The organism is Longibaculum muris, from assembly GCF_004343035.1.
In the GTDB taxonomy this organism is placed as follows: domain Bacteria; phylum Bacillota_I; class Bacilli_A; order Erysipelotrichales; family Coprobacillaceae; genus Longibaculum; species Longibaculum muris.
The window spans coordinates 1-13,913 of the sequence record NZ_SMCQ01000003.1; the positions used below are offsets into that span (position 1 = coordinate 1).

Genomic DNA, 13,913 nt, shown 5'->3' on the forward strand with positions numbered 1-13,913 from the left:
TCTTTTCATTATCATAAAAAAGCCCTCCTACTTCTATATACGAGAGTAAGAGGGCAAATTTCTTTTTTATTTTCTACTTCACATAATTTCACATATTATCCTATTACATATCTTGGAATTGCGCATTATACAATTGCTTATAAAACCCATCTTGATGAATCAATTCATCATGTGTTCCTTTTTCAATCAGATGTCCATCCTTGATAACCAATATTAAATCAGCATTTCTAATTGTAGATAATCGATGTGCAATCACAAAACTTGTTCGTCCTTGCATAACATTATGCATAGCTTCTTGTAACATCTTTTCCAAACGTGTATCTACTGAAGAAGTAGCTTCATCTAATATCATAATTGGCGGATTTTTAAGAATTGCTCTAGCAATTGTTAAAAGTTGTTTCTCTCCTTGTGAAATATTATTTGCTTCTTCATTCACAATCATATCATAACCATCAGGTAAAGTTCTGATAAAATGATCAACATTGGCTTGTCTAGCTGCGGCAATGACTTCATCTTTTCTCGCATCTAAGCGACCATAACGAATGTTATCATAGATACTTCCATGAAATAACCAAGTATCTTGTAAAACCATTCCAAAAATAGAGCGTAATTGTTCTCTTGGCATATTTCTAATATCTACGCCATCTATCTTGATACTTCCTGATGTTGTATCATAAAAACGCATTAACAAACTAATTAAAGTTGTTTTCCCTGAACCCGTTGGTCCAACAACTGCAACCATTTGTCCACTTTTGATATCTACATCAATATCATGTAAAACTTCTTCGTCATGATATCCAAAACAAATATGCTCTAATTCTACATGACCTTCAACATGATCTAGAACTTGAACATTTTCAATCAATGGTTCTTCATCTTCATTCAAAACTTCAAAAATACGATGAGCAGCAGCAAAGGCCGATTGAATTTGAGAAGATAAATTACTCACTTGTGATATAGGATCATTAACTTGCCAAATATAACGAACAAAAGCTTGTAATTCCCCTATCAATAATTTTCCTTGCATAGCAAATAAACTTCCTAAAAAACCAATTGTACCAATAATAATATAAGTCACTAAAGAAATACAAGGAGAAATGATTGATGACATAAATTGAGCTTGAAATGCATTTTGACATAAATTTTCATTAATATCTTTAAATTTATCAATTGATTGTTGTTGCTTATTAAAAAGCAAGATTTCATTATAGCCGGTATACATTTCTGTAATAGCTCCATTTAATTTTCCTAAAGCATCTTGTTGAGCTTGGAACTTTCGTTGTGAACGTTTGACAATAACTTTCGTTATGAATAAAGCTGCTGGAATAATCAAAAGAACAACGAAAGTCATGAAAACATTGATATTAAACATCATAATAATGGCTAATATTAACATCAATGTCCCACGAATCATTTCAGTTAATGTTTGTTGTAAAGCATTAGATAATGTATCAACATCATTTGTAATACGACTTAATATATCACCATATTGATGTGTATCAAAATAACTAACAGGTAATTTTCTAATTTTATCTTGTAAAGCATTTCTTAAATCATGCATCGCATTTTGAATAGAATTTGTTAAAGTAATTGTCGTCACTGATTGAGATGCAGTCTTTAACAAATATAGTCCTAACAAAACCATCATAATTTGCATGACTTTATCAAATTCTACGCCTGCTCCTTCCACTTTATTAGCAATATCCATTGCATTTTTCATCAATAAAGAAGTCATCATTCCTTCTACCATTGGCGAAACAGATAAAGCAAAACACGTCACAATAACCATAAACATTGCTGTAAAGAAGCCCCATTTATAAGGAGAGATAAAAGGGGAAAGCTGTTTGATTGACGTTTTAAAAGTTTGCCATTTTTTACTCATAAGCCAACTCCTCCTCACTTAATTGAGATGCTGCAATCTCATGATAGATTGGACAGTTCTTCAACAATTCATGATGTTTCCCTTGCCCAACAACCTTTCCTTCATCCAAAACAATAATTTTATCAGCATCCATAATTGTTGAAATACGTTGAGCAACAATCAAAACAATTGATGTCTTTGTTTCTTGTTTAAGTGCCTTTCTTAAAGTCGCATCCGTCTTAAAATCAAGAGCTGAAAAAGAATCATCAAAAATATAAATTTCTGGCTTTTTAATTAACGCTCTAGCAATACTTAAACGTTGACGTTGTCCACCAGACACATTTGTTGCACTTTCTGTAATCACTTCATCAAAACCTAAAGGTTTTTCACAAATAAAATCATAACTTTGAGAAACTTTAGCAGCATGTTCTAATTCTTCTAAAGTTGCATCCTCTTTTCCATATTTCATATTTTCAGCAATTGTTCCCGTAAACAACATGGCCTTTTGGGGAATAAAACCAATCTTATCCCTTAAAACATTCATCTGGTAATCTTTAACATTCATTCCATCAACCAAAACCTCACCACAACTCACATCATAAAAGCGAGGAATTAAGTTAATCAATGTACTTTTACCAGAACCAGTACTTCCAATAAAAGCCACTGTTTCTCCCTCATGAGCTTCAAATGAGATATCTTTTAAAACAGCTTCTTCGCTATCAGGATAAACAAAAGTCACATGATTAAAGACCAATGAATGATGTTCAACTTGTGGATTATCTAAATTCTTATCATCATGAATGTGACTGTTCGTATTTAAAACTTCTTGAATACGTTTTGCTGAAACAGCAGCACGTGGATACATAATAAAAACACTGCAAAACAACATCATAGAAAACATAGCATGGAATAAGTAATCTTGAAATGCAACTAACTTTCCAACTTGTAAAGTTCCTACATTGATCATTGTACTAGCAACATAGAAAATCAGTAGAGTTGCAATATTCATCATTAAGTAGAATGTTGGTTGTGTTAATGTCATTAACTTAAAGATTTTCTTTGTATAACTTGTAAACTGATTATTTGTTTCATTAAATCTTTCTTGTTCATAATCATCATTATTAAAAGCACGAATAACTTTTAATCCTGAAAGGTTTTCACGTGTAATACGATTTAAACGATCTAATGATGATTGTTGTTTTTGTGATAATGGTTCAGATACTTTTGCAACAATAATAACTCCTAATACAATAATAGGTAAAGTTGCTGCAATGATTAAAGATAAATCAAGTGATGTTCTTAAAGTCATCACAAAACTAATAATAACCATAACTGGTGTCAATAATGCTGTTCTTAAAATCACATTAATAAACATTTGAATTTGAAAAGCATCATTGTTTGTACGTGTAATTAATGATGATATTCCAAATTGATTAAATTCATAAGGTGAAAAGGTTTGTACTTTGGTAAAGATTTCATTACGAATATCTCTTGTAATTGAAGTAGAAATCTTAGCACAACAAAAACCAAGTAAAATCGTTCCCCCAACACCTAATATTGAAATCACAATAGATAAAAACCACATAGAATATAAATAACTTTGATTATGTGTAGAAACCCCATAATCAATCATATTGGCAATAATTGTTGGTAATCCTAATTCAACCAATGCAAAACCAAAAACAGATATCATATTCAAAATGAGTAACTTCTTATACTTTTTTAAATACTTCCAGATAAGTAACATAGCTAGCCCTCCTTTTTCGTATAATACATATATCATATACTATAGGGTAAGCCTATAGTCAATAAAAAGTCATTTATTTTTAAAAATAGAAAAAGTCCCAAAGGACTTTTCTATCTTGCTTTTTCTTCAATTTGTTTTAAAACCATATTCACAAATTCATCTAATGATACAGTTGTTTGTTTTTGTTCACCATATTGACGATAAGTCACAGTTCTTTCATCTCTTTCTTTATCACCTAAAACCAATTGATAAGGAATCTTTTTCATTTGTGCTTCTCTAATACGATATCCTAATTTTTCTTCACAATCATCTAATTCCACACGAATTCCTTTATCTTCTAATAATTTAAAGACTTCTTTTGAATATTCTAAGTGATATTCATTTTTAACTGGAATGACTTTCACTTGAGTTGGAGCTAACCATAGTGGGAAAGCACCAGCAAAGTGTTCAATTAAGATACCAATAAATCTTTCAATAGAACCAAAGATAACTCTGTGTAACATAACTGGTCTCACTTTATCACCATTATGATCAACATAAGTTAAATCAAATCTTTCTGGTAAGTTCATATCAAGTTGGATTGTTCCACATTGCCAAACTCTACCTAATGAATCCTTAACATGGAAGTCTAATTTAGGACCATAGAATGCCCCATCTCCTGGATTGATTTTATAATCTTTTCCAGCGGCTTTACATGCAGCAGCTAAAGCAGCTTCACTCTTTTCCCAAATTTCAATTTCACCAATATATTTTTCTTCTGGACGTGTTGATAATTCAATTTCATAAGGTAATCCAAGATTTGAATATACACGATCAATAAAGGCAATTAATCTCACAACTTCACTTTCAATTTGATCTGGTGTCATAAAGATATGCGCATCATCTTGAGTAAAAGTACGAACTCTAAATAAACCATTTAAAGCTCCACTGGCTTCATGTCTATGCACTTGTCCAAGTTCACCCATACGAAGTGGTAAATCTTTGTAAGAATGTAATCCATTTTTATAAACTAACATTGACCCAGGGCAGTTCATTGGCTTAATCGCAAATTCACGATCATCGACATAACTTGTATACATATTTTCTTTATAGTTATACCAGTGTCCTGAAACTTCCCATAATTCTTTAGACATCATAATTGGTGTTTTGATAAATTCATAACCTTCTTTAGCATGTTCTTCATACCAATATTGTTCAAGTGTATTTCTAAGTAACATCCCATGTGGTAAGAAGAATGGCATACCAGGAGCATATTCACTCATCATAAATAAATCTAATTCTCTACCTAATTTCTTATGATCTCTTTTCTTAGCTTCTTCTAAGAAATCCAAATGTTCTTGTAATTCTTCAGGAGTTGGGAAACAAACACCATAGATTCTTTGTAAAACTTTATTATTTTTATCACCTTTCCAATAAGCACCAGAATGTTTTAATAATTTAAAGTTTTTACATAATTTTACTGTTTCAACGTGTGGTCCGCGGCATAAATCTACGAAATCTCCTTGACGATAACAAGTAATATTTCCATCTTCCAATCCACCAATTAAATCAATCTTATAAGGATCATCTTTAAACATTTCTAAAGCTTCATCTTTAGAAATTTCTTCTCTGATAATTCTTTTTCCATCTTTACAGATTTTTTTCATTTCTTTTTCAATCTTAGGTAAATCTTCATCAGTAATTACTTGATCACCTAAATCAATATCATAATAAAATCCTTCACTAACAACTGGTCCTACCCAAAACTTAGCATTTGGATACAAATGTTTTACTGCTTGTGCCATCACATGTGCACAAGAATGGTTTAAAGTATTTAAAGCTTCTTCATTTTTAAAATCTCTCATTTTTCTTCTCCTCCAATCCAATATCTTAAAGTAACATTTCCTTCATGACTATATTTATTTTCAAAAATACCACCACATTTTTCTATGGTTTTCTTTGAAGCCATATTGTCTTCATCACAGGTGACAAGGACAGGCCATATCTCCCATTGTTTACAAAACTTCAACGCTTCCTGTAACATCTTAGTCGCAAAGCCCTGTCTACGATATTTAGGGGCAATGCTGTAACCAATATGTCCACCAATATTTTTTAAATAATCATTTAAACAATGACGAATATTGATACTTCCAACGATTTCATCATCTAACATATAAAGAAAAGTTGTTCCAGGAACAAGACCTTCATCCATATGAATGCCTAAATGCATTTGTTTTTCTTTTTGAATCCAACTCACAAAATCATTTTCATAACTTTCATAGAATCCCACACCATTTAATCCTTCATGATCATGATTTCTTAATTCCTTAACAAATGTTTCCATCGCCTGTTGATGACAATAATCTGGAAAAACAAGTTTTGCATCATGCATAGTCCATCCTCCTCTTATATAAAAAAGAGACTTCATCCAAAGGACGAAATCTCGTGGTACCACCTTTATTCGTTATCAATTTGATAACCTCATTCACCTTAACGCAGTTTCACGACAATCTCTTTCGAGTGTAGCTATTAGGGAGTACCTTTATAAGTCTTGAGAAACTTTCACCAGCCGTTTCCTCTCTAAACAATAACCTTATACAGACATATCCTAAATCATTGCTTGTAGCACTATTTTACATCAATATTCTTTTTTGTCAAGTCATCTGCATGTTTCTCTTTAGCAATTTCATAATATTCTATAATTTCACCCAAACCATAAATCACTAATGCAATAATAAATGAAACAAAACAAGACCAAAGAAGCATAAACATTGATTCAACACCCATTAATTTTCCTGTATTTAAATACGAAGTATTAACAGCTATCTGGTAAGCTTCTCTAATAATATTCCCACCAAGAAAAAGATACGCACAAGCCTTAAGTATTTTAGAAACTTTCATTAACTATATCTCCTCCTTTTTCTTTAACTTTATCATAAATCAAACATCAACATTTTTATTTTTCATATTTTGAAATATTGTCATGATAATGTATTTTTTCAAAACAACCAAACAAATATCCTATTCCATAAATCATTAAAGAAACAAGAAATATTTGAAAACAATTTTGTATAATATTCAAAATCATAACTGATGATATAGATAAACTATTTTCTAATTGAGTCACATGTTCTATTTCTTTATAACAGATTCTTATTATATTCCCAAAGAAAAATAAATAAGAACATATGATTATTTTATGAGAAATATTTTGAAACATTCATCTCACCTCATATACACAATAACATAATGATGTGTAAAAAATATGAAAGTTTAAATTTTTCTCATCATGAAAAAAAGATGTCATTTAGACATCTCATTTCAACAATTACTTAACTGTAACTAATTGTAAATAACTTGTAGTTCCTTCAACACCTGGAGTACCACCAGTTACTAAAATAGTTTCACCAGCATTAATACCGTTTTCTTTAGCAATAACTTCTGCTAAGTTTAATAAACCTTCTCTTGTATCCATTTGTTTACATACAACAGCTTTAATACCCCAGTTAATAGCTAATTTCTTAGTAGTTTTTTCAAAAGGTGTAGCTGCAATAATTGGACATTCTGGTCTATATCTTGACATTTTCTTTGCTGTAAATCCAGATTCAGTAAATGCAATAATAGCAGAAACATCAAATTTATTAGCAATTTCAGCAACTGACATACAGATAGCTTCAGAACTATCATCTGTAGCTGTTAATACTGCTTTTCTATGTAAAGAAGCATAATCTAAAGTAGATTCAGTTTTTAAAGCGATTTTGTTCATAACCATAACGGCTTCTTCAGGATATTTACCTTGTGCAGATTCTCCTGATAACATGATTGCATCAGTACCATCAAAGATAGCATTAGCAACGTCACTTACTTCAGCACGAGTTGGTCTTGGGTTTTCTTGCATTGATTCAAGCATTTGAGTTGCAGTAATAACGATTTTACCAGCAGCTTTACATTTTCTAATTAATTCTTTTTGAATTAAAGGTACATCTTCAGCTGGAACTTCAACACCTAAATCTCCACGTGCTACCATGATACCATCAGCAACTTTGATAATATCATCCATCTTTTCAACACCTTCACTATTTTCAATCTTAGCGATGATTTGAATTTCAGGTTTACCATTTTCAACAAGAACTTTTTTCACATCTAAAACGTCTTGAGGACGACGTACGAATGAAGCAGCGATGTAATCTACATCTTGTTCACATCCAAATACTAAGTCAGCTCTATCTTTTTCAGAAATGAATTCAAATCCTAATTCAATACCTGGAACATTAATTCCACGTTTATTTTTTACTTTACCATCATTTGCACAAACACAAACAATATCAGTACCTTCAACATGGTCAACTAATAATTCAACTTGACCATCATTAACTAAGATAAAACCACCAGGTTTAACATCTTTATATAAATCTTTGTAAGAAATAGTGAAACGATCAGCTGTTCCTACGATATCTTCAACACAGATAGTAGATACTTGACCTTTTTTGAATTCAGTAAATCCACCTTCAAAATCTCCAGTACGGATTTCAGGTCCTTTTGTATCTAAAAGGATAGCACAGTGAGTTCCTAACTCAGCATTGACTTCACGCATAGTTTGCATTTTTTTACCATGTTCTTCAAAATCACCATGTGAGAAGTTACAACGCATAACATTCATCCCTGCTAAAACTAATTTTTTTAGCATCTTTGGATTTTCAGATGCAGGTCCAATTGTACAAACAATTTTCGTCTTTTTCATTTTATCTTTCATACTTTACTTTATCTCCTATACCCTTCTATTTATATATTAACGAAGTTTTAAAACATCTTCGTAAATACCTTGATTGACTTTACGTTTATGACTTAAGACTTCTTCAATAGGTAATCCAATGATTTCACCCTTAACATCACTTACGCATAATCCACCTTTTCCTTCTTCAAGAAGTTCTACGGCTTTAATTCCTAAACGTGTTGCTAAAACACGATCTCTAGCTGTTGGACTTCCACCTCTTTGCATATGTCCTAAAACATTTGCACGTGTTTCAAATCCAGTTGCTTCTTCAATACGTTTTGCTAAAGCATGAACATCAGTAATATGTTCAGTAATAACAACTAACGCATGTTTTTTATCAGATGCTTTTGAACGTTTTAAAGTTTCAATAATTTCAGCTTCATCAAAACCACTTTCACTTGTTACGATCATTTCTGCTCCACAAGCAAGTCCAGCATGAACAGCTAAATCTCCACATCTTCTACCCATAACTTCAAGAATTGTACATCTTTGATGTGAACTTGAAGTATCTCTTAATTTATCTAACGCATCTACAATTGTATTTAATGCAGTATCAAACCCAATTGTAAAATCAGTATCAGGAATATCATTATCAATTGTACCAGGAATTCCAATACAATTAATTCCCATTTCAGTTAATTTTAAAGCACCATTGTAGCTTCCGTCTCCACCAATAACAACCAAAGCTTCCATACCCACTTTTTTCATTTGTTCAATGGCTTCTTTTCTCACTTCAGGATCTTTGAATTCAGGGAAACGTGCAGATTTTAAGAAAGTCCCGCCAATATTAATAATATTACGTGTACTGTGACTATCAAATTCAATGAAGTCACCATCATGTAACCCTTTATAACCTAATCTTACACCATAAACCTTAATTCCCTTGTTCAAACAAGTTCTTGTGACAGCACGAATGGCTGCATTCATTCCAGGCGCATCTCCTCCAGAAGTAAGGATTCCAATACATTTTACCATAACACTTCTCCTCTCACTTTATAGCATTTTGATTCTATCATAAAACATTGATATATTCTACACTTTTGTTAACATTCTATATCTTCATTTTGCCCTCGTCAAGCATTATTTCAATGCTTAGCGCTTTCAATTTTGAAATAATTGTATTTGCTCGAATTTCATCACCTTTTTTTATAGTATAGACCTTTTTTAAATCTTTATAACCGTACATACTTGTAAAAAAAGTTGGCAAATGATTAAGCAAACGATAAGATAAAATTGACAACAAGATTTCATCTCTTGACCATTGTGTCACATTTTCTTCACCAATTCCATCTAACAATAAATAATCAACTTTCATTAATTTATCCATAGCATATTCATTATCACCTGTTGAAAAGCTAGCTTTTAAATCAATCAAATAAGTTGGAAAATGAATAAAACCTATCTCTTTTCCCTTTTTAGCTAACGAATTCATTAATCCCGCTAACAAAGTTGTCTTTCCACAGCCCATTTCACCATGTAAAAACAATCCTTTATCACTAGGTTCTTGAATATACTTTAAAATATTTCCTAATGCGTATTGTCCATTTGGTGATAAGCTTTGAGCATTTTTAACGATATTTAAAGACGTTAAATCTGTTAATAATAAATCATCATTCATATTTGTAATCACAAACTTTTCCAACAACAAACGTCTTTTTTCTAAAGATTTTCCATATGCACAACTCTCTAATTCTAAAACAATATCTCCATCATGATAAACCAGATTCTTTTTCATTCCTTTATTTGCTTTTGGGCAACTTTCTAAAGATTGACAATCAAGACACATATGATAATCATCATTATAATCTAAAAACTCAACCCAATAATCATCCATAATTGATGGCTGTAAGTGATGTTTTTTTAAAAAAGCTTGAATATGCTTTTGTGAAGCTAAGGCATATATGCTTTCTTTTTTCATATCTTCAATATCTGTTTGATTCATCATATCTCCTATTTTTTTCATAATTGCCCCTCCTTCAATTGACTAAGCAAATTCATTAACTCATCTGTTGATTCAACTTGTGGTTTTTCTTCTTGAACACTTTTTTCTTGAACTTCTTGAGTTTCTTCTTCATCTTTATTCATTAATTCATTATAAGCGTCCATTGCTGTTAAAATATTCTTACGAACCCATGAAGACCCAATTGCTTCACAATAACGTTTCGATAAACGATTATTGTTTTTCCCAAGCACATATTCTATTAACACATTAACCACAGCTGGCTTTAATCCTAGTTGCAACATCAAAGTTTCAACAATCATTAAATCATGAAAGACCGGTTCACGTCCACCTTGTTTTTCTTTTAAGAGTTCATATGGGGTAATACTGTCTAAATATTTCATATGTAAAACAAGTGGTGAATCTTGTTGATCTTGGGTTTGATATTGTAAAGGTTGTTTGTGATAGATTTCTTTTAATTGTGATGATTCACTTATTTCCATATGTTTTTTGATTTGAGTTTTTAATAGTTCACGATTCAATCCTTGAGATTGCATTGCATCTTTAACAAAACCGGCGAGTGTTAAAGCATCTATTGAATAAACACTTGCAAGTTGAGTCATATAATGAAAATCTTCTTGAGTTAACAAAGAACGATTAATTTGATAATTTGATAAAGCTTTTAACAATAAATCATAATCATAAGATATTTCTACATCCTTTTGCATTCTTTCCTGAAATTCTTCTTTATACTTTAAGATTCTTCCACCTTTTTTAAGATGCTGAATATGAAAAACATCTTGGAATCTTGCTGTAATATCCTCATAATGAGTCAAATCTTCTAAAGATATTTTAAAATATTGAATTGTCTTTTGAAAATCATCTGGTGACAAGGAATCTTCTAATAAAGAAGCAAGAATTTGATTTTTAAAAAAAGCTTTGATTGATAAAGGTGAATGAATTTGATAAACATATTGTGTTAAATCATTTTCATGCTTAACATAAGTCTTTAATAGACCAATAGCTTCCAAGGTTTTCAAATATTTTTCTATATCTAATAAGCTCATTGATAAAAAAGCATTTAATCTTGATAGAGAGGAAGGTGTAATCACTTTATTCATTCTCTTTCCTTCAACAATAAGCATCATATAAAGTGAAATAGCACTAGCCCCTACAATCGGCTGATAAAGATAATATAAACTATCCATTTGAACATCATCTAATGGATAATGCAATTCCACTCTATATAAATCACTCATATATAGTTTCATCTTTTAATACCTTTAATACCCCTTCTATATTTTGATATAAATCTTCAAAATTCTGACGATTATCAATGACATAATCACCCATCATCTTTTTATCTTCAATTGATATTTGTTGCCTGATTAAATGCTTTGCTTTTTCTTCATCAATCTTATTTCTTCTCATTAAACGTTTTAACTGTAATTCTTCATCAACATAAACAACTAAAATCTTATCACATAAATATTCCAAGTGAACTTCAAATAATAAAGGAATATCTAAGAAAATCAAATCATCCTGACACTCTTGAATAGCCTTTTGAATCATTTTAATCACATATGGATGAATAATATTTTCTAAAGCCTCTTTTTTTTGATGATCTTTAAAAACAATATCACCCAATGCTTGCCGATTCATTGTTCCATCTTCATTTAAACAACCAAACAGTTCTTTCACCTTTTCATAACAAGAATTTCCTGGATTCAATGCATCATGAGAAATCTTATCAGCATCTACCACTTGATAACCATGAGTTAATAAATAATGTGTAACTGTACTCTTACCCACAGCAATAGAGCCAGTCAACCCAATAACCCTTGTCATGCACAACTCTCCTTCATATCTTCAATAACCTTCATACACAAAATAGAATCCTGAAAAGACATTCTTTCACTTTCAATCAAATGCTCTTTTAAACAACGATGAACTTCAGCAATTTCACCATAAAAATCATTATCATTCATATACGGTTTTTCAATTACACGTTGTTCATCTGTAATAATTGTTGCCTGAACAGGGCGATAGAAAGGTTCAGCAATGAGCTTTCCTTTTGTTCCAGTAATCACCATCTTTTTTGCTTTCTTTTCATCTATAGCAATTTCAATACGTGCCTTTTGTCCATTTTCGAAAGTCAAATGGAAAACATCATGAACATCTACACCATAATTTTTCTTACAATTTGCACGTACTTTTACAAGTGGTGAATGAATATAATCAAGGGTAGAAGCAACATTGTAAATCCCTACATCATAAAGTGCTCCCCCTTGTTTCTCATCAAAAAGATAATGCTGAGGCTGATAAGGAACATCTGAGCAAAAGTAAGTTTCAATATTTAAAATATCTCCAATCACTCCACTATCAAGTTCCTTTTTTATATCATCAATCAAAGGAATAAATCTTGTTTTCATTGCTTCCATAAAAAATGTATGATTTTGAATGGCTAAATAACAAAGTTCCTGTGTTTGATTTAAAGATAAAGTTGCTGGCTTTTCACAAAGAACAGCCTTCCCTTTCATCAAAGCTTCTTTTGCCCACTGATAATGATCATTATGTCGCATTGCAATATAGACAGCATCAATATTCTTGTCATCTAATAAAGCATGATAATCATCATATGCAATAACATCAGGATGCTCATGAACAAATTCTTCACGCTTTTTTGCTGTATAGCTTGCTATTGCATAAAGTGAAGCATCATCAAAATATGCTAAACCTTGCATAAATCTTTTCGCAATATTACCTAATCCTAAAATACCCCAACGAATCATATCAATACCTCCTTTTTTGACAATGCGGACAATAATATGTACCTCTTTGATTCACGACTATTTTTTTTATTTCACCTTGGCACACGGGACATATCTTTTGAACGTGAACATTTAATTTCACCTGAAAAAGACCATGAATCCCATTAGCATCAAAAGAATGAATTGTCGTTCCCCCTTGGGCAATTGCACTCTTTAAAACTTCAATCGCAATATTTCTTAATTCATGAACACGTTTTTTAGAAAGTCTTGAAGCTTTTGTACGAGGATCAATCTTCATTAAAAAACATATCTCATTTGCATAAATGTTACCAATCCCACACATTATACTTTGATCTAATAAAGCTGATTTAATAGGCAATGATGTTTTGTGTAGTAAAGCATACAGTTCTTCATCACTGATATCAAAAGGCTCTTTTCCTAGCTTTTTTAGCGGTTCTAATTCTCTATAATGATATAAATCAGTCAATTCCATTCGTCCAAACTTACGCGTATCAATATAGCGTAAATCACGATGATTTTTCAAATGAAAGACTACATGAGTATGCTTATCAACTGGTTCATGACTATCTACAATATGATACTTTCCTTCCATTCTTAAATGTGAAACAAAAGCATCTTCATCTAATAAAAAGATCAAATATTTCCCATAACGATCAATCTCTCTAATCGTTTGATGAGTCAAACGATTCACAAATTCATTCGTATCACCATTAATAATTTTATCATAATAAACATCTATTCCTAAAATTTCTTCATCCAATATAAATTGTCTTAATGTTTGTCTTACGGTTTCGACTTCTGGTAGCTCTGGCATAATCTCA

General features: G+C 31.1%; 13 protein-coding genes and 1 other annotated feature. All 13 genes read right to left on the bottom strand.

Features of this window, described 5'->3' with window-relative positions; genetic code table 11:
• Positions 1-103 precede the first annotated feature (103 nt).
• Positions 104-1,882, bottom strand: a complete 1,779-nt coding sequence (locus EDD60_RS03365; protein WP_066449317.1) for an ABC transporter ATP-binding protein — start codon at positions 1,880-1,882, stop codon at positions 104-106.
• Entirely contained in the window at positions 1,875-3,608 is a 1,734-nt protein-coding gene (locus EDD60_RS03370) for an ABC transporter ATP-binding protein (protein ID WP_132226212.1), read from the bottom strand. Before EDD60_RS03370 ends, EDD60_RS03365 begins: the two co-directional genes overlap by 8 nt.
• 110 nt (positions 3,609-3,718) lie before the next feature.
• Positions 3,719-5,452 carry a threonine--tRNA ligase gene (thrS, locus tag EDD60_RS03375; RefSeq protein ID WP_132226213.1) on the bottom strand — a complete coding sequence of 578 codons (1,734 nt, stop codon included), beginning with the start codon at positions 5,450-5,452 and terminating at the stop codon, positions 3,719-3,721.
• Entirely contained in the window at positions 5,449-5,979 is a 531-nt protein-coding gene (locus EDD60_RS03380) for a GNAT family N-acetyltransferase (RefSeq protein WP_066449313.1), read from the bottom strand. Before EDD60_RS03380 ends, thrS begins: the two co-directional genes overlap by 4 nt.
• 36 nt (positions 5,980-6,015) lie before the next feature.
• Positions 6,016-6,213 (bottom strand) — a binding site (T-box leader).
• Between the two features lie 2 nt (positions 6,214-6,215).
• Positions 6,216-6,488, bottom strand: coding sequence for a hypothetical protein (locus EDD60_RS03385; RefSeq protein ID WP_132226214.1), 273 nt, complete (start codon positions 6,486-6,488; stop codon positions 6,216-6,218).
• 55 nt (positions 6,489-6,543) lie between these two features.
• The gene (locus tag EDD60_RS03390; RefSeq protein WP_066449311.1) at positions 6,544-6,807 is read right to left on the bottom strand and encodes a hypothetical protein; all 264 of its coding nucleotides are present in this window, start codon (positions 6,805-6,807) and stop codon (positions 6,544-6,546) included.
• A 108-nt stretch (positions 6,808-6,915) separates the two neighbouring features.
• Positions 6,916-8,340: a pyruvate kinase gene (pyk, locus tag EDD60_RS03395; RefSeq protein ID WP_066449309.1), complete on the bottom strand. Its 1,425-nt coding sequence runs from the start codon at positions 8,338-8,340 to the stop codon at positions 6,916-6,918.
• 36 nt (positions 8,341-8,376) lie between these two features.
• On the bottom strand, positions 8,377-9,336 hold the full coding sequence (gene pfkA / locus EDD60_RS03400) for a 6-phosphofructokinase (RefSeq protein ID WP_066449307.1): 960 nt from the start codon (positions 9,334-9,336) through the stop codon (positions 8,377-8,379).
• 76 nt (positions 9,337-9,412) lie between these two features.
• On the bottom strand, positions 9,413-10,324 hold the full coding sequence (locus EDD60_RS03405) for an ATP-binding protein (RefSeq protein WP_066449306.1): 912 nt from the start codon (positions 10,322-10,324) through the stop codon (positions 9,413-9,415).
• Complete coding sequence (locus EDD60_RS03410; protein WP_243646624.1) at positions 10,321-11,559, bottom strand: DnaD domain protein; 1,239 nt, start codon at positions 11,557-11,559, stop codon at positions 10,321-10,323. The genes EDD60_RS03405 and EDD60_RS03410 overlap by 4 nt, the downstream gene beginning before the upstream one ends.
• On the bottom strand, positions 11,552-12,148 hold the full coding sequence (coaE, locus tag EDD60_RS03415; RefSeq protein WP_066449303.1) for a dephospho-CoA kinase: 597 nt from the start codon (positions 12,146-12,148) through the stop codon (positions 11,552-11,554). Before coaE ends, EDD60_RS03410 begins: the two co-directional genes overlap by 8 nt.
• Positions 12,145-13,092 carry a Gfo/Idh/MocA family protein gene (locus EDD60_RS03420; RefSeq protein WP_066449301.1) on the bottom strand — a complete coding sequence of 316 codons (948 nt, stop codon included), beginning with the start codon at positions 13,090-13,092 and terminating at the stop codon, positions 12,145-12,147. Before EDD60_RS03420 ends, coaE begins: the two co-directional genes overlap by 4 nt.
• A gap of 1 nt (position 13,093) precedes the next feature.
• On the bottom strand, positions 13,094-13,906 hold the full coding sequence (gene mutM, locus EDD60_RS03425) for a bifunctional DNA-formamidopyrimidine glycosylase/DNA-(apurinic or apyrimidinic site) lyase (protein WP_066449299.1): 813 nt from the start codon (positions 13,904-13,906) through the stop codon (positions 13,094-13,096).
• Between the last annotated feature and the right edge of the window lie 7 nt (positions 13,907-13,913).

What these genes read in the sequence shown, in the direction of transcription:
- coaE (WP_066449303.1), bottom strand. Translation starts at nt 12,148, where the DNA reads ATGACAAGGGTTATTGGGTTGACTGGCTCTATTGCTGTGGGTAAGAGT.
- EDD60_RS03390 (WP_066449311.1), bottom strand. Translation starts at nt 6,807, where the DNA reads ATGTTTCAAAATATTTCTCATAAAATAATCATATGTTCTTATTTATTT.
- EDD60_RS03380 (WP_066449313.1), bottom strand. Translation starts at nt 5,979, where the DNA reads ATGCATGATGCAAAACTTGTTTTTCCAGATTATTGTCATCAACAGGCG.
- EDD60_RS03405 (WP_066449306.1), bottom strand. Translation starts at nt 10,324, where the DNA reads ATGAAAAAAATAGGAGATATGATGAATCAAACAGATATTGAAGATATG.
- EDD60_RS03385 (WP_132226214.1), bottom strand. Translation starts at nt 6,488, where the DNA reads ATGAAAGTTTCTAAAATACTTAAGGCTTGTGCGTATCTTTTTCTTGGT.
- mutM (WP_066449299.1), bottom strand. Translation starts at nt 13,906, where the DNA reads ATGCCAGAGCTACCAGAAGTCGAAACCGTAAGACAAACATTAAGACAA.
- thrS (WP_132226213.1), bottom strand. Translation starts at nt 5,452, where the DNA reads ATGAGAGATTTTAAAAATGAAGAAGCTTTAAATACTTTAAACCATTCT.
- EDD60_RS03410 (WP_243646624.1), bottom strand. Translation starts at nt 11,559, where the DNA reads ATGAGTGATTTATATAGAGTGGAATTGCATTATCCATTAGATGATGTT.
- EDD60_RS03420 (WP_066449301.1), bottom strand. Translation starts at nt 13,092, where the DNA reads ATGATTCGTTGGGGTATTTTAGGATTAGGTAATATTGCGAAAAGATTT.
- pfkA (WP_066449307.1), bottom strand. Translation starts at nt 9,336, where the DNA reads ATGGTAAAATGTATTGGAATCCTTACTTCTGGAGGAGATGCGCCTGGA.
- EDD60_RS03370 (WP_132226212.1), bottom strand. Translation starts at nt 3,608, where the DNA reads ATGTTACTTATCTGGAAGTATTTAAAAAAGTATAAGAAGTTACTCATT.
- EDD60_RS03365 (WP_066449317.1), bottom strand. Translation starts at nt 1,882, where the DNA reads ATGAGTAAAAAATGGCAAACTTTTAAAACGTCAATCAAACAGCTTTCC.
- pyk (WP_066449309.1), bottom strand. Translation starts at nt 8,340, where the DNA reads ATGAAAGATAAAATGAAAAAGACGAAAATTGTTTGTACAATTGGACCT.